The organism is Microbacterium sp. USTB-Y (assembly GCF_023703415.1).
Classification (GTDB): domain Bacteria; phylum Actinomycetota; class Actinomycetes; order Actinomycetales; family Microbacteriaceae; genus Microbacterium.
In genome coordinates this window covers 278717-293632 of sequence record NZ_JAGMTU010000003.1, presented here as the reverse complement: position 1 = coordinate 293632, position 14916 = coordinate 278717, and the positions used below count along the sequence as shown (strand labels likewise).

15 protein-coding genes are annotated in these 14916 nt (G+C 72.6%); 1 reads left to right on the top strand and 14 read right to left on the bottom strand.

Going from position 1 to position 14916, the window contains the following annotated elements:
* Positions 1–32: 32 nt before the first annotated feature.
* The 13 genes from J8G10_RS08585 to J8G10_RS08525 all read right to left on the bottom strand — a co-directional run bounded on the left by J8G10_RS08585 (position 33) and on the right by J8G10_RS08525 (position 13379).
* Positions 33–959 (bottom strand): NAD(P)/FAD-dependent oxidoreductase, encoded by a 927-nt coding sequence (locus J8G10_RS08585; RefSeq protein WP_251443160.1) that lies wholly within the window; start codon positions 957–959, stop codon positions 33–35.
* Entirely contained in the window at positions 952–1281 is a 330-nt protein-coding gene (gene fdxA, locus J8G10_RS08580) for a ferredoxin (protein WP_251443157.1), read from the bottom strand. The genes J8G10_RS08585 and fdxA overlap by 8 nt, the downstream gene beginning before the upstream one ends.
* A complete protein-coding gene (locus J8G10_RS08575) occupies positions 1278–2687 on the bottom strand; it encodes an FAD-dependent oxidoreductase (RefSeq protein ID WP_251443155.1) in 1410 nt (469 codons plus the stop codon). Before J8G10_RS08575 ends, fdxA begins: the two co-directional genes overlap by 4 nt.
* Positions 2684–3607, bottom strand: a complete 924-nt coding sequence (cobA, locus tag J8G10_RS08570; RefSeq protein WP_251443153.1) for a uroporphyrinogen-III C-methyltransferase — start codon at positions 3605–3607, stop codon at positions 2684–2686. The genes J8G10_RS08575 and cobA overlap by 4 nt, the downstream gene beginning before the upstream one ends.
* On the bottom strand, positions 3607–4644 hold the full coding sequence (locus J8G10_RS08565) for an ABC transporter permease (RefSeq protein ID WP_251443151.1): 1038 nt from the start codon (positions 4642–4644) through the stop codon (positions 3607–3609). Before J8G10_RS08565 ends, cobA begins: the two co-directional genes overlap by 1 nt.
* Positions 4634–5434: an ABC transporter ATP-binding protein gene (locus J8G10_RS08560; RefSeq protein WP_251443149.1), complete on the bottom strand. Its 801-nt coding sequence runs from the start codon at positions 5432–5434 to the stop codon at positions 4634–4636. The genes J8G10_RS08565 and J8G10_RS08560 overlap by 11 nt, the downstream gene beginning before the upstream one ends.
* Positions 5431–6471, bottom strand: coding sequence for an ABC transporter substrate-binding protein (locus J8G10_RS08555; protein WP_251443147.1), 1041 nt, complete (start codon positions 6469–6471; stop codon positions 5431–5433). Before J8G10_RS08555 ends, J8G10_RS08560 begins: the two co-directional genes overlap by 4 nt.
* 158 nt (positions 6472–6629) lie before the next feature.
* A complete protein-coding gene (locus J8G10_RS08550) occupies positions 6630–8057 on the bottom strand; it encodes a sulfate adenylyltransferase subunit 1 (RefSeq protein ID WP_251443145.1) in 1428 nt (475 codons plus the stop codon).
* Positions 8057–9007 (bottom strand): sulfate adenylyltransferase subunit CysD, encoded by a 951-nt coding sequence (gene cysD, locus J8G10_RS08545; protein WP_251443143.1) that lies wholly within the window; start codon positions 9005–9007, stop codon positions 8057–8059. Before cysD ends, J8G10_RS08550 begins: the two co-directional genes overlap by 1 nt.
* Positions 9004–9744, bottom strand: a complete 741-nt coding sequence (locus J8G10_RS08540; RefSeq protein ID WP_251443140.1) for a phosphoadenylyl-sulfate reductase — start codon at positions 9742–9744, stop codon at positions 9004–9006. The genes cysD and J8G10_RS08540 overlap by 4 nt, the downstream gene beginning before the upstream one ends.
* A complete protein-coding gene (locus tag J8G10_RS08535; protein WP_251443137.1) occupies positions 9741–11477 on the bottom strand; it encodes a nitrite/sulfite reductase in 1737 nt (578 codons plus the stop codon). Before J8G10_RS08535 ends, J8G10_RS08540 begins: the two co-directional genes overlap by 4 nt.
* A gap of 220 nt (positions 11478–11697) precedes the next feature.
* Complete coding sequence (locus J8G10_RS08530) at positions 11698–12432, bottom strand: sirohydrochlorin chelatase (RefSeq protein ID WP_251443134.1); 735 nt, start codon at positions 12430–12432, stop codon at positions 11698–11700.
* 68 nt (positions 12433–12500) lie between these two features.
* Positions 12501–13379, bottom strand: a complete 879-nt coding sequence (locus J8G10_RS08525) for an RIO1 family regulatory kinase/ATPase (RefSeq protein ID WP_308220685.1) — start codon at positions 13377–13379, stop codon at positions 12501–12503.
* Positions 13380–13642: 263 nt separating this feature from the next.
* On the opposite strand from J8G10_RS08525, the gene J8G10_RS08520 reads away from it, so the two are divergent.
* Positions 13643–14107: a DUF3817 domain-containing protein gene (locus J8G10_RS08520; RefSeq protein ID WP_251443132.1), complete on the top strand. Its 465-nt coding sequence runs from the start codon at positions 13643–13645 to the stop codon at positions 14105–14107.
* A gap of 16 nt (positions 14108–14123) precedes the next feature.
* Here the strand turns inward: J8G10_RS08520 and J8G10_RS08515 are convergent, their stop codons facing one another.
* On the bottom strand, positions 14124–14801 hold the full coding sequence (locus J8G10_RS08515; RefSeq protein ID WP_251443130.1) for a hypothetical protein: 678 nt from the start codon (positions 14799–14801) through the stop codon (positions 14124–14126).
* Positions 14802–14916: the final 115 nt, after the last annotated feature.

Genomic DNA, 14916 nt, shown 5'->3' with positions numbered 1-14916 from the left:
CCGCACTGACGCGCCCGGGTTTCCCGGGTGCGTCAGTGCGCCGTCGCGACGCCGATCGAGTCGTGGATCATGACCGCGGCGACCCGGGCGCCGGCGCCCGCGGCGACGATGAGCTGCTGCGGTCCGGGCGAGGCCACGTCGCCCGCGGCGTACAGCCCGGGCACGCTGGTGCGGCCGGCGCGGTCGGCGGCGAGGTGGCCGTGGGCGTCGAGATCGGGCGCGAGCGAGGGCAGGAACGACAGGTCGGTCTCCCACTCGGGGCGCACGAAGCCGCCCTCGACCGCGTGCTGGGATCCGTCGGCGAGGCTGATGGCGGTGAGGGCGCCTCGCTCGCCGTGCAGCTCGGTGATCGGGCTGCGTTCGACGGCGATGCCGGCGGCCGCGAGCTCGGCCTCCTCCGCGGTGTCGACCGCGTCGGAGCCGTTCGTGAAGACCGTGAGCCGGGTCGTCCAGCGCGCGATGAGCCGGGCGCGTGCGGCGAGGTCTGGCGTCTCCCCGATGAGGGCGAGCGGGCGGCCCTGCAGCTCCCAGGCGTCGCAGGCCGCGCAGCTGAACAGGCTCACGCCGTAGAAGCCGCGCAGGTTCGGGACCTCGGGCAAGGTCTCGCGCAGGCCGGTGGCGAGCAGGACGCGGTGCGCGCGGACCGTGGCCTCCGGCGCCCGCCGGCCGACCTCGGCGACGAAGCCGGATCCGTCCGCGGCGAGCTCGAACACGCGTTCGCGGGTGCGGATCGTGACGTTCGGGTAGGCGGCGAGCTCCTCGCGGGCGATGCGCCGCAGCTCGTGCGGCGGGATCCCGTCGCGGGTGAGGAAGCCGTGCGAGACGAGGGTCGCGGCGTTGCGCGGCCGGTCCGCGTCGACGACCAGCACGCGCGCGAGCGAGCGGGCGAGGTTCAGCGCGGCGGAGAGCCCGGCGGGCCCTCCGCCGACGATGAGCACGTCGTAGACGTCGTCAGTCATGACCGTCCGCCTGGGGCGGGAGCGCGGCGACCAGCGGGTGGTCGAAGGCGTAGGCGCCGACCTTCGCCGCGCCGCCCGGGGATCCGATCTCGTCGAAGAACGCCACGTTCGCGGTGTAGTAGTCGCTCCACTCGTCGGGCAGGTCGTCCTCGTAGTAGATCGCCTCGACCGGGCAGACCGGTTCGCAGGCGCCGCAGTCGACGCACTCGTCGGGGTGGATGTAGAGGGAGCGCTCGCCCTCGTAGATGCAGTCGACCGGGCACTCGTCGATGCACGCGCGGTCCTTCACGTCCACGCAGGGCAGCGCGATCACGTAGGTCATCGGGCGAGCGCCCCGCTGCGCGAGATCTCGACCTGCTCCTCGCGCGGCACGACCTTGACCCGCTCGCGGGTGTGCTCGTGCGCGGCGCCGAGCGCGCGCTCGTGCGCGTCGAGCTCGAGCCAGCCGTCCCACGTGGTCACCTCGACCTCGCGCTCGGCGAGCAGGTCGAGGATGTCCGCCGTCTCGGTCGGGTCGGCGAGACGGCCGGCGTCGGCGTCCTCGAGCAGGTTCGCGATGGTCTCGGTGGCGTCGGACTTGGTGTGGCCGATCAGGCCGACCGGGCCCCGCTTGATCCAGCCGGTCGCGTACACTCCCGGCGTGCCGTCGACACGGCCGCCGTCGTTGGGAACCACGCCGCGCCGGTCGTCGAACGGCACGTCGACGATCGGCGAGCCGAAGTAGCCGACGGCCCGGTACACGGCGGTGATCGGGTACTCGACGAAGGCGCCGGTTCCCGAGACGGATCCGTCCTCGCTCGGCGCCGTGCGCTCGAAACGCACCTTCTCGACGCGGTCGGATCCGAGGATCTCCACCGGCGCGTGCCAGAAGTGCAGGTGCAGGCGGCGGGTCGCCCCCGTGCTCTCGCCGCGGTTCTCCGGACGGTCGCGCCAGGCGTTCAGCGTGCGCAGCATGATCTTTAGCTGGTTGGTCCCCGCCGCGGCCGGATCCACCTCTGCGAAGTCCGCGTCGTCGACGATGATGTCGACGCCCGCGACCTCGCCGAGCTCGCGCAGCTCGATCGGGGTGAACTTGATGTCGGCGGGGCCGCGGCGGCCGAACACGTGCACGTCGGTGACGGCGGAGGCCTCGAGACCGGCGAGCACGTTGTCGGGCACCTCGGTGCTGCGCAGGTCCTGCGGCAGCTTGGCGAGGATGCGGGCGACGTCGAGGGCGACGTTGCCGTTGCCGATCACCGCGACCTGCTCGTCCACGAGCGGCCAGGTGCGGGGCACGTCGGGGTGGCCGTCGAACCACGAGACGAAGTCCGCGGCGCCGTAGGAGCCGGGCAGGTCGACCCCGGGGATGCGCAGCGCGGCGTCGCGGATGGCCCCGGTCGCGAGCACCACGGCGTGGTAGCGGGCCTGCAGCTCGTCGATCGACACGTCGCGTCCCACCTCGATGTTGCCGAGGAAGCGGATGGTGCGACGTTCCGCGTCGACGCCCTGAGCGTCGAGCATCTCGTGCAGCGAGTTCACGATGCCCTTGATGCGCGGGTGGTCGGGGGCGACGCCGTAGCGGATGAGGCCGTAGGGCGCGGGGAGCGACTCGAACAGGTCGATCTCGACCGTGCTGCCGTCGGACCGGGCGGCGATCGCGTTCGACAGGATGTTGCCGGCGTAGATCCCGGCGGGACCGGCGCCGACGATCGCGACGCGGAGCGGGGAGGAGGGGTGGAGGTCGGTCACGGCTGCAGGGTCTTTCGGTCGGATCGGGCGTGTGCAGGGGGTCGTTGAGCGAGCACCGGCGCAGCCGGGATGTCTTGCCGGGGTCGTTGAGCGAGCACCGGCGAAGCCGGAGGGAGACGAAACGCGGTGCTCTTGCGGGGGTGCCGCGTTTCGTCTCGGTCGCCTGCGGCGTCCTCGCTCAACGACCCCGAAAGTGCGGCGTGGGGGCTCAGCCGCACCACGTCGCCCACCACGACGACGGCGGGGTTGCGCACCTGGCGCACGGCGGCGAGCCCGGCGATCGTGCCGAGCGTGCCGATGGTGACGCGCTCGGCGGCGCCGTAGCCGTCCTCGACGATGGCGACGGGGCAGTCGGCGCCGCGCTCGCCGCGGGCGAGGATCCCGGCGGTGTGCGCGAGGGTGCCGATGCCCATGAGCAGCACGACGGTGTGATCGGATCCGCCGGGCAGCTGCTCGATCGGATCGTGCGCGCTCGCGACGGTGAACGCCGTCGCGACGCCGCGGTGCGTCAGCGGGATGCCGGCCACGGCGGGCACGGAGACGGCGCTGGTCACGCCGGGGACGACGCTCACCGCAATGCCCTCGGCCTCGCAGTAGAGCGACTCCTCCCGGCCGCGGCCCAGCACGAACGGATCCCCGCCCTTGAGACGCACGACCTCGCGGCCGGCGCGGGCGTGCCGCACGAGCAGCGCGTTGATCTCCTGCTGCGGCACCGGGTGGTGCCCCGGAGTCTTGCCGACGTCGATCACCTCGGCGGTGAGGACCACGCCCTCGGCGGCGAGCTGGTCGAGCACGGCGCGCGCGCCGAGCCGATCGGCGACGATCACGTCGGCGCGTTCGAGGGCGCGGAGCCCCCGCAGCGTCAGCAGGCCGGCGTCGCCGGGGCCCGCTCCGACCAGAGTCACGGTTCCGTAGGACATCAGGCACCTCCGAGCAGGAGTCCGCGGCGGCGCAGCACGGCCCGCTCGATCGGCGCGAACAGCGCCAGCTCGATGAGGATGCCGATCGCCAGGATCAGGATGATGGTCGCGAGCACGCCGGGAAGATCCGCGAGCTCGCGGGACTGGTCGAGCATCGTCCCGAGACCGAAGCCGATGGATCCACCGGTCGTGATGATCTCGGCGGCCATGAGCGAGCGCCAGGAGAACGCCCAGCCCTGCTTGAGCCCGGCGAGGTAGCCGGGGAGAGCCGCGGGCAGCACGATCGCCGTCGCCGCCTGCAGGCGGCCCGCGCCGAGCACGGTGCCCACCCGGCGCAGCTGCGGCGGCACCTGGTCGATGCCGGCCAGCAGCCCGTTCACGATCGAGGGGATCGCCCCCATCAGGATCACGAAGTACGCGGTCGCATCCGACAGACCGAACCAGATGATCGCCGCGGGCACCCAGGCCACGGACGGCAGCACCTGGAGCCCGGAGATCAGCGGTCCCGCGGCGCGGCGGAGCAGCTTCCACTCCGCCAGGAGCAGGCCGAGCGGGGTGCCGACCGCGATCGCGACCACGAAGCCGATGCCGCCGCGTTCGAGGCTCGTGAGCACCGACTCCTGCAGCCGGCCCGACTGCCAGGCGTCGCCGAGGGCGCCCAGCACCTGCGCGGGGCTCGGCGCCTTGTCGGGGCGCGGCTGGGCGATGACGATGTAGAGCTGCCAGGCGGCGAGCAGCAGCACCAGCAGACCGACCGGCGGCAGCACCGCGCGCAGGCGCTCGCGCGTGCGGGATGCGGATCCGATCTCCACGGTCTGCAGGCGGTCGAGGCCCTCGAGCTCTCCATGGGGTCGTTGAGCGAGCCCCGGCGCAGCCGGAGCGAGACGAGGGTGCGACGTTCCGTCTCGGCCGCCTGCGAGGGAGCCGCGTTTCGTCTCGGTCTCGCTGCGCTCGTCCTCGCTCAACGACCCCGAGGGGAGGCTGCGCTCGTCTTCGCTCAACGACCCCGAGGCGGGGACGGCGTTCTCAAGAGGCATTGCGGCGGATCTCCTTCCGCAGCTCGACGGTGATCTCGGCGGCCAGCGCCGACACCTCGGGCGACTCGATGCGCCGGCCGCGGGTGCGCGCCACGCGCCATTCGCGGGAGATCCGGCCGGGACGGCTGCCGAGCAGCACCACGCGCTCGCCGAGGCGGGCGGCCTCGCGCACGTTGTGGGTGACGAACACGATCGTGCGGCCGGTCTCGCGCCACACGTTCTCGAGGACCTCGTGCAGCAGGTCGCGCGTGATGGCGTCGAGCGCCGCGAAGGGCTCATCCATGAGCAGCACCGGGCGGTCCTGGGCGAGGGCGCGGGCCAGCGCCACCCGCTGCCGCATGCCGCCGGAGAGCTCGTGCGGGCGCTTGTCCGCGGCGTCGGCGAGGTTCACGATCCCCAGCAGGCGCAGCGCCTCCGCCCGGCGTTCGGCGCGCGGCACGCCGCGCAGGCGCAGGGCGAGCTCGACGTTGCGGCGCGCGCTCAGCCAGGGCATGAGCGCCGCATCCTGGAACATCACCGCGGCGCCCTCCGGCGGAGCGGTGAGCGTGCCGGCGGAGACGGGCTCGAGGCCCGCGATGAGGTTCAGCAGCGTCGACTTGCCGCAGCCGCTCGCGCCGAGCAGGCAGACGAACTCTCCCGGTGCGATGTCGAGCGAGACGTCGTCCAGCACGACGGGGCCGGATCCGTACCGCTTCGTGACGTGCGCGAGACGCACGGCCGGATCCACCGGATCCGGAGCGGGCAGGACCGGGGTGACCCCGTCGAAGCTCGGCGCGAGCGGGGCGGTCATTTCCTCGCGCCCAGTCCGCCGTCGTCGACGGCCTTCTCGCCGCGCTCCTTCAGCGCCGCGTTGAGCGCCGTGAGGTCGAACAGGCCGTCGATCGAGCCCTTCGTCTGCGTGCCCGCGGTGACGCCGTTCTTCACGAGGGTCGCGAACGCCTGGGCGTTCGGATCCGCCGAGAACGACACGTTCGCGAGCGACGGCGTGAGCACGTCGTCGGCCAGGGGCTTGCCGGTGGCCTTCTGCAGCGCGGCGTTGACGACCGTGCCGACCTCGGTCGGGTTCTTCGCGATCCAGTCGAGCGCATCCAGGTGCCCGGCCACGAGTTCCTTCACGGCGTCGGGGTGCTTGTCCGCGAAGTCCTTGCTGACGAGGAGCACGGTGGTGGGGAACTTCCCGCCGGGCCAGAGGTCGCGCTCGTCCTGCAGCACGTGCGCCCCGGCCTCGACGACCAGGCGAGACGCCCAGGGCTCCGGCAGCCAGGCGCCGTCGAGCTGCCCGTTCTTGAACAGGGCGAGAGTCTGCGCGTTGTCGGTCGGCGTGATGTTCACGTCGCCGCCGCCGGTGATGCTGGTCTTCAGCCCCTTCGAGGAGAGCCAGGTGCGCAGCGCGACGTCCTGGGTGTTGCCGAGCTGCGGCGTCGCCAGCGTCTTGCCCTTCAGATCCGCGGCGCTGGTGATGCCGTCGCGCACCACGAGCGACGCGCCGCCGCTGGTGGCCCCCGCGATGACGCGCACCGAGGCGCCCGCCGACTTGATGTACGAGTTGATGGCCGGGTTCGGGCCGATGTAGGTGGCGTCGATCGCGCCGGCCGAGAGCGCCTCGATGGCCGCGGGGCCCGCGTTGAAGACCTCGGTCTTGAGCGCGGTCTTCCCCAGCTCCTTCTGCAGGAAGCCCTTCTCGACGCCGACGAGCGCCGGGGCGTGCGTGACCGTGGCGAAGTAGCCGACCCGCACGGTGTCGAGCTTCTCGGTCTTGTCGGTCGCCGAGGCCTGACCGGAGGCGCAGCCGGCGAGCATCGCCATCGCGAGTCCGAGGGTGGCCAAAGCCGCACTGTAACGAGCCGTTGCGATACGGGTCTTGCGATTCACTGTCGCCTCCTTAGGCGTTCTTCGGGTGAGTGGTCTCTGTGGTCGTTGCGCGCGCGGAGGCGAGACGAGCGCGGCGCTCTGCGGAAGACGGCGTTTCGTCTCGCTCCGCCGTCCTATGCCGCCGCGACGACCGTCGCGGCGGCGAGGGTCGCTCCGTCGACAGGATGGATGAGCAGCAGGGCGCCGCCCTCCCGATCGTCGGCGTACGGCTCCAGGGGCAGGGGCGACGCGAAGCGGATCCGCACCCGCCCGATCTCGTTCACGGCCAGCTCGGCGGCGTCCTCCAGGGCGAGGGTGTCGAGGTCGCGGCGGGAGAGCACCTCGGCCACGATCGCCTGTACGGTCGCGGTGCCGTGCTTGGCGAGCACCCGCGCCCCCGGCGCGATCGGGCGCACGTCGAGCTGGAAGATCTCGACCTCGGCCTCCTGGTGACCGCTCGGCACGGTGCCGGCGGTCGCGATGAGCGCGCCGCGGGCCGCGTCCACCTCGTCGGCGAGGGTCACCGCGATGGACTGCGCCGTATGCGCGGCCTCGGCCACGCGACCGGCGACGCGGATTCCGGTGACCGTCGTCTCGTGCCCGCCGGGGAAGACCTGCACACGGTCGCCCACCCGCACGGATCCGCTCGCCACGCGTCCGGCGAACCCGCGGTAGTCGCGCAGGTCGTCGACCTCCGCGTCGTCGACGAGGGCGGAGATCCCGCCCTGCGGACGGATCACGGTCTGCACCGGGAGGCGGAAGGCGGCGTCCTCCTCGGCCTGGCGCGCCGGGAGGGTCTCCAGCAGCTCGCGCAGGGTGGGGCCGTCGTACCAGGGCGTGCGCGCGGACGGATCCACGATGTTGTCGCCCTCCAGCGCCGAGACCGGGATCACATGCGTGTCGATGAGACCCAGCTCCGCCGCGACCGCGAGCGCCTGCTCCTCGACGGCGCGGTAGCGCGCCTCGTCGAAGCCGGTGAGGTCGATCTTGTTGACGGCGACGATCACGTGCGGCACGCGCAGCAGCGACACCACCGCGAGGTGCCGCCGCGTCTGCTCCACGACGCCCTTGCGCGCGTCGATGAGCACGACCACGGCGTCGGCGGTCGCGGATCCGGTGACCATGTTGCGGGTGTACTGCACGTGCCCGGGGCAGTCGGCGAGGATGAAGCTGCGCGCATCGGTCGCGAAGTACCGGTACGCGACGTCGATCGTGATGCCCTGCTCGCGCTCGGCGCGCAGGCCGTCGGTGAGCAGCGCGAAGTCGAACTCGCCGTGCGCGAAGCCGCGGTCGGCGGAGGTGCGCGCCACCTGCTCGAGCTGGTCCGCGAGGATCGCCTTCGCGTCGTGCAGCAGCCGGCCCACGAGGGTGGACTTGCCGTCGTCGACGGATCCGGCCGTGGCGAACCGGAACAGGGTCGTGTCGCCGAGGTCGACGATGGGGTCGTTGAGCGAGGACGGCGAAGCCGACCGAGACGAAACGCGGTTCCCCGCGGGCTGCCGCGTTTCGTCTCGCTGCGCTCGCTCAACGACCCCGGCGGGGGCGGGCTCTATCGTGCTCATCAGAAGTATCCGTTCTTCTTGCGGTCCTCCATGGCGGCCTCGCTGATCCGGTCGTCGGCGCGGGTGGCGCCGCGCTCGGTGAGCGTGGAGCGGGCGACCTCGGAGACCACCTGGTCGACGGTGGACGCGTCGGACTCGACGGCGCCCGTGCAGCTCGCGTCGCCAACCGTGCGGTAGCGGACCGTGCGGCGCTCGACCTGCTCGCCCTCGCGGGGCTGCGCGTGCTCGTTCACGGCCCACCACATCCCGTCGCGGCGGAAGACCTCGCGCTCGTGCGCCAGGTACAGCGGGGGGAGCGGGATCCGCTCGCGGGCGATGTAGCGCCAGACGTCCAGCTCGGTCCAGTTCGAGATCGGGAACGCGCGCACGTGCTTGCCCGGGGTGTGCCGGCCGTTGTACAGGCTCCACAGCTCCGGGCGCTGGTTGCGCGGATCCCACTGCCCGAACTCGTCGCGCAGCGAGATGATGCGCTCCTTGGCGCGCGCCTTGTCCTCGTCGCGGCGGGCGCCGCCGAACACGGCGTCGTGCTTGCCCGCGGCGATCGCGTCGAGCAGCGGCTGGGTCTGCAGCACGTTGCGGGTGCCGTCCGGACGCTCGGCGAGGCGGCCGTCATCGATGTAGTCCTGCACGCGCGCGACCTCGAGCTTCAGCCCGAGCCGCTCGACGGTCTCGTCGCGGAACCGGATGACCTCGTCGAAGTTGTGCCCGGTGTCGACGTGCAGCACGGGGAAGGGGATCCGGCCCGGCGCGAAGGCGCGGGCGGCGAGGTGCAGCACCAGCACGGAGTCCTTGCCGCCGGAGAACAGCAGCACGGGGCGCTCGAACTCGGCCACGACCTCGCGGATGATGTGGATCGCCTCGGCCTCGAGCAGGTCGAGCCCGGTGAGGGAACCGGCGTCGGGCCCGGCGAGGGTCTCGGCGGGAGCGGGCAGGGTGTCGATGATGCTCATACGTGGAGTCCGCATTCGGTCTTGGCGAGCCCGGCCCAGCGGCCCGAGCGGGGGTCTTCGCCCGCGGCGACGGGCTTGGTGCACGGCGCGCAGCCGATCGAGGGATAGCCGTTCGCGACCAGGGGATTCACGACGACCTCGTGCGCGGTCGCGTAGGCGATGAGGTCGTCGAACGACCAGCTCGCGACGGGGTTGACCTTGATCAGGCCGTTGCGCTCGTCGAACGTGATCAGCGGCGTGTTCGCCCGGGTGGGGGCCTCGTCGCGGCGCACGCCGGTGAACCACACCTCGTAGCCGCCGAGGGCCTGTTGCAGCGGGGCGACCTTGCGCATCTCGCAGCACAGCGCCGGATCCCGGGAGAACAGGTCCTTGCCGTACTCCGCATCCTGCTCGCGCACGGTCTGCGCGGGCTTCACGTCGACGATGCGCACGTCGAGCGTGCGGGCGACCTCGTCGCGGGTGAACGTCGTCTCCAGGAAGTGGTAGCCGGTGTCGAGGAACAGCACATCGACGCCCGGGATCGACTCCGCCACCAGGTGCGGCAGGGCGGCGTCGGCCATCGAGCAGGCGACGGCGGCGAGGCGGGGGGAGACGTTCGCGGCGACCCAGGCGACGACCTCCGCGGGGGAGGCCTCGTCGGCGGATCCGCTGCGCAGCTCGGCGGCGCCGCGCTCGGCGAGGGCGCGCAGCTCGTCGAGCGAGCGCCGGGCCGGCCGCACCTCCACGGCGGTGCTCATACCAGCGCCTCCTCGTCGGCTCGGTGCGCCCAGGTGGCGAAGGTCTCGTCGGCGTCGGCGCGATCGGCGAGGTAGCGCCGGATCACGCGCTCCGCGTAGTCGGCGATGCCGTCGGCGGGCACCTTCAGGCCGCGGACCGTGCGGCCCAGGCCCGCCTCCTCGCGGTCGGCGTTCGCGAGCCCGCCGCCGAGGTGCACCTGGTAGCCGGGCACCTGCTCGCCGTCGATGGTGACGAGCTGGCCCTTGAGGCCGATGTCCGCCGTCTGGATCCGGGCGCAGGAGTTCGGGCAGCCGTTCACGTGCAGGGTGATCGGCCGGCCGATCTCGGGCTCGAGCGCGCCCAGGCGCTCCTCGAGCTGCTCGATCGCCTGGGCTGCGTTGACCTTCGTCTCCACGATCGCGAGCTTGCAGAACTCGATCCCGGTGCAGGCGATCGTCGCGCGGCGGAACAGGCTCGGCCGTGCCTCGAGCCCGATCGCGGACAGCCCGGCGATCAGGGACTCGACACGGTCCTCGGCGACGTCCAGCACGAGCACCTTCTGGTACGGCGTGGTGCGGATCCGCGAGGATCCGTGCTCCTCGGCGAGGTCGGCGAGAGCCGTGAGCGCCGTGCCGGAGACCCGGCCGACGGCGGGCGCCGCGCCGACGTAGAACAGGCCGTCCTTCTGACGGTGCACGCCGACGTGGTCGCCGCGTCCCACGGGCTTCGGGGCGGCGGGGCCGTCGGGCAGCGGGGAGTCGAGGTACTCGGTCTCGAGCACCTCGCGGAAGCGCTCGACGCCCCAGTCGGCCAGCAGGAACTTCAGCCGCGCCTTGTTGCGCAGCCGGCGGTAACCGTAGTCGCGGAAGATCCGCGTGACCGCGTGCCATACTTCCGCGACGCGCTCGGGTGCGACGAACGCGCCGAGGCGCTCGCCGAGGCGCGGCACGGTCGACAGCGCGCCGCCGACCCACAGGTCGTAGCCGATGCCGAGCTCGGGGTGCTCGTACGCGACGAACGCGCAGTCGTTGATCTCGTGCACCACATCCTGACTGGGGTGCCCGGTGATCGCGGTCTTGTACTTGCGGGGCAGGTTCGCGAGAGTCTCGTCGCCGATGAAGCGGTCGACGATCTCGCGGATCTGCGGCGTCGGATCGATGATCTCGTCGGCGGCGATCCCGGCCACGGGGGATCCGAGGATCACCCGGGGGACGTCGCCGCAGGCCTCGGTGGTGCTGAGGTCGACGTCTTCCAGGCGGCGCCAGACCTCGGGGACGTCCTCGATGCGGATCCAGTGCAGCTGGATGTTCTGCCGGTCGGTGAAGTCGGCGGTGTCGCGCGCGAACTCCGTCGAGATGCCGCCGATCACGCGCAGCTGCTCGGTGGTCAGCTGGCCGCCGTCGATGCGGACCCGCAGCATGAAGTACTCGTCCTCGAGCTCCTCCGGGGTCAGCGTCGCGGTGCGGCCGCCGTCGATGCCGGGCTTGCGCTGCGTGTACAGGCCCCACCAGCGGAACCGCCCGTGCAGATCGGTCGGGTCGATCGACGCGAAGCCGCCCTGCGCGTACTCGCCCTCGATCCGCTCGCGCACGTTCAGGCCGTTGTCGGCGAGCTTGAACTCCTCGTTGCCGTTCAGGGGCTCCGTGCCGTCGACGGCCCACTGACCGTGCGGCTTGGTGGGCACGCGGGCGGTGCGGGTGCGAGCGCCGCGGACGGGCGCGGCGGGCACGGCGGTGGTCGGTTCGGGAGACATGCCGACACGCTACGTGCGCACCCGCCGGATCCGCCCGTCTGTGTCATCGCCTCCGACACGGAGCGTCATTGTTCGACATGGTCCAGTTTCCTCCGGGGTGGATGCGGTTCAATGGAGCGCCCGCCGTGCGGATCCGGCCCGTGCATCCGACGGCGATCCCAGTCGTGGCTCCCGGCCGTGGAGCGCGGGTGGACGGCGCCACGACTGCCATCACGCCGTCTCAGGCGCGCGCGGCGAGCTGCGCGACGCCTTCGCGATAGCGGTCGACCACGAGGTCGACGAGCGGCTGCGGGGGCTCGCCGTCGTCCAGCAGGGGTTCGGTCAGCAGGCCGGATCCCGTGATGCGCCCCGCCACGTCGAAGAAGTAGCCGTGCGCGAGGAGGTACGTCGCGACGGGGGAGCCGGGGTGCGCGTCCAGCGCGTCGGCGAGGCGCGGCTCGCGCGCGGCGAGGTACGCGGGCACCACCGCGCTCCCGAGCCGCGCGGCCAGCAGGCGTGCCGACTCCTCCGCGTCGGGAAGGGAGCGCGGATCGCGGGATCCGGCGACCGCCAGCACGACCGGCGCCGCGGGGTCCTCGGCGGCGCCGGCTTCGGCGAGCCGCTGGGCGAGCACCTCCGCGAGGCGCGCATCGGGGCCGAGCGGATCCGTCACCACCGCGTCCGCGCGGGCGGCCACGGCGCGCCCCAGATCGACCCGTACGTGGAAGCCCTGGGACAGCAGCAGCGGCACCACCACGACCGGCCCGTCGACCGCGGCGAGGGCGGTCGGGGCGTCGGGCTGCTGCACGTCGACGAAACCGGAGCGCACCTCGACCCGCGACGGATCCGACGCCGAGTGCGGCCCGCCCGCACCGTTCAGCCGCTCGGAGACGCGCTGCACGAGCAGGGCGATCGCGGCAGCGCCGGCCGCGTCGTCGGTGCCGTGCGAGACGGCGAGCAGAGCGGGGCGGGTCATGGTCGGAGTGTATGCGGATCCGCCCGCCGCGGTCCGCTCGGCGGTTCACACGTCGAAATCTGGCCGCCTCACCCGAACGACTCCGCGACCAGCTCGCCGAACAGGGCCTCGGCGTCGACGTCGAGGCGCTGCCGGGCGAACCAGTCGCACACGTTGACGCAGTCGCGATGCAGCAGGTCCAGGCCCTGCGGGTTCGCCACGGTGTCCACGATCTGCGGCAGGTCGATCACCACCACGCGGCCGTCGTGCACGAGCAGGTTGTACGGCGAGAGGTCGCCGTGGGCCAGCCCGGCACGTGCGAACACGCGCATGAGGTCGCCGACCTGCGCGAACAGCTCGGCGAGCAGGTCGGGGTGGTGCCGCACCTGCGCGAGCCGGGGCGCGCCGACACCGTCGGCGGATCCGATGAACTCCATGAGCACTTCGGTGCCGGTCACCTGCACCGGGTAGGGCACGGGCGCCCCGAGCTCGTGCATCCGGCGCAGCGCCTCGAACTCCGCGAACGACCACTGCGCCGCGGCGACCTCGCGGCCGTGCTCGCTCTTGCGCGCGAGCGCCCTGGCGTCCCGCGAGTTCCGGGTGCGTCGCCCCTCGGTGTAGACGGCGGAGCGGTGGAAGGCGCGGTGATCGGGGCTGCGGTAGCGCTTGGCGGCGAGCAGGGTGCGCTGAGCAGGATCGCCGGGCACCGCCCGTTCGAGCAGGAAGACATCGGCCTCCTTGCCGGTCTTGAGGATGCCGAGCTCGGTGTCGACGGCGCCCGCCGAGGTCACCACCCAGCCTGGGCGCGGCTCCGGCCCGCGCTCGGTGGGCGTCGCGGTCGGCCAGGTGGTCCAGCGCTGCCCGTCGGCCAGGTCGACATCGGCGAAGGAGAGACCGAGATCGTCGTCGTCGGCGGCGGAGAGGAAGAAAGAAGCAGAGGCATCCGGGGATGCGGAGGAAGGGATCACGAGGGGCTCCGGGTCGGGGCCGCTCGCGGAAGCGTCGGGCGGGCGGCCTCAGGGAAGAAGGGGGGCGAAGGGCGCGACAACAGAGACGTTCATCGTCAGCTCCTTCCCTCGGATCCCGGGCGGGTCCCGGCGCCCGCCGAGTCTACGGGCCGGGGTCGCCTCCTGTCGAGGGCGGCCGGAAACCGTCCGAAAGGTGGAGGCCCCGGGCAGGCGGCGCCCTGGGGCCGCTGCATACGCTGGAAGCACCCGACCCGAGGAGAGCCGTGTTCACCACTCCCGCCCGCCTGTTCCGCGTGCTCGCGATCGCCGAGGCCATCACCTGGACCCTGCTGATCGGCGCGCTCGTCGGCCGCGCCACGGGCCTGCCTCCGGTGCTCGTCACGATCGCCGGATCCATCCACGGCTTCGTGTTCCTCTCCTACGCCGCGACCGCGGTGCTGCTGGCGTTCCACCAGCGCTGGGGCGTCGGCGTCGCGGTCGTCGCGATCGCGAGCGCGATCGTCCCCTACGCCACGATCCCCGCCGAGATCTGGCTGCACCGCACGGGACGTCTCGCCGGCGCCTGGCGTCTGGAGCAGACCGACGACCCGCGCGACGCGGCCTGGTACGACCGCACCATGCGCTGGTTCCTGCACCGGCCGTGGGTGCTCGCGCTGCTCATCGTCGCCGCGGTCGCCGCCCTCTTCGCCGTGCTGCTGCTGATCGGCCCTCCCGGAGGGTCGCACTGAGACGCGGAAGCGCCGCTCAGTACACCAGCACCCGGTTCTTCTCCACGATCTCGTCGGCGACCGTCGAGGCGCTTCCGTCCGTGCAGTCCAGGATGAAGTACAGCCCGGATCCGGCCTTCTCGAACACCCTCGCCTGGATGACCCAGGTCGCGGCGTCGTTGTGCCCCTGGACCGCGCGCGAGTCGATCTCGTAGCCGCCGTCGGAGGCGCTCTCGAGTGCGAGGTCGCGCGCGGCCGCGGTCACGTCCGCGACGGTCGCCTCGGTCAGCGCGGCCAGCATGAGATCGCTCGCCTCGCGGTCGTCCTTCGCGCCCGTCGACGAGGAGGTGCCCTGCCAGAACTGAGCGACGCAGATGCCGTCGACCGTGGCGTACGACCAGCCGCCGTTGCCGTCATCGGGCTTGTCGACCGTCCAGCGGGAGTCGGCGATCAGTCCGTCCGACCACTCCACGTGGCTGCCGGCGGGCAGGGACGGGTCGTCGAAGCGCAACGATCGGGTGCTGGAGGGGGTGGGGTCGTCGACGGACGGCTCATCGGTCGACGCGGGGGCGGACGTGGCGCCGAGGTTCTTCGCACCGCCGGCGTACGGGGTGAACGGGAAGCCGCAGGCGCTCAGCGGAAGGGCGGCGGCGAGCAGCAGGCCGACGGCGCCGAGACGGAGCGCGGCTGACGCAGTGCGCGAGTGAGTCGTCATGACGCCGATCTTAGGGATCAGCTGAATGCCGCGTCGATGGGCAGTCCGGTCCGGCGGTTCCCCCCACGGGGATCCCCGCGGGGACGGTGTTCCGAGCCCTTCGCAAAAGTTGAGT

Coding starts and splice junctions, on each gene's coding strand:
- J8G10_RS08585 (WP_251443160.1), bottom strand. CDS start 959: ATGACTGACGACGTCTACGACGTGCTCATCGTCGGCGGAGGGCCCGCC.
- fdxA (WP_251443157.1), bottom strand. CDS start 1,281: ATGACCTACGTGATCGCGCTGCCCTGCGTGGACGTGAAGGACCGCGCG.
- cobA (WP_251443153.1), bottom strand. CDS start 3,607: ATGTCCTACGGAACCGTGACTCTGGTCGGAGCGGGCCCCGGCGACGCC.
- J8G10_RS08565 (WP_251443151.1), bottom strand. CDS start 4,644: ATGCCTCTTGAGAACGCCGTCCCCGCCTCGGGGTCGTTGAGCGAAGAC.
- J8G10_RS08560 (WP_251443149.1), bottom strand. CDS start 5,434: ATGACCGCCCCGCTCGCGCCGAGCTTCGACGGGGTCACCCCGGTCCTG.
- J8G10_RS08550 (WP_251443145.1), bottom strand. CDS start 8,057: ATGAGCACGATAGAGCCCGCCCCCGCCGGGGTCGTTGAGCGAGCGCAG.
- cysD (WP_251443143.1), bottom strand. CDS start 9,007: ATGAGCATCATCGACACCCTGCCCGCTCCCGCCGAGACCCTCGCCGGG.
- J8G10_RS08540 (WP_251443140.1), bottom strand. CDS start 9,744: ATGAGCACCGCCGTGGAGGTGCGGCCGGCCCGGCGCTCGCTCGACGAG.
- J8G10_RS08535 (WP_251443137.1), bottom strand. CDS start 11,477: ATGTCTCCCGAACCGACCACCGCCGTGCCCGCCGCGCCCGTCCGCGGC.
- J8G10_RS08530 (WP_251443134.1), bottom strand. CDS start 12,432: ATGACCCGCCCCGCTCTGCTCGCCGTCTCGCACGGCACCGACGACGCG.
- J8G10_RS08515 (WP_251443130.1), bottom strand. CDS start 14,801: ATGACGACTCACTCGCGCACTGCGTCAGCCGCGCTCCGTCTCGGCGCC.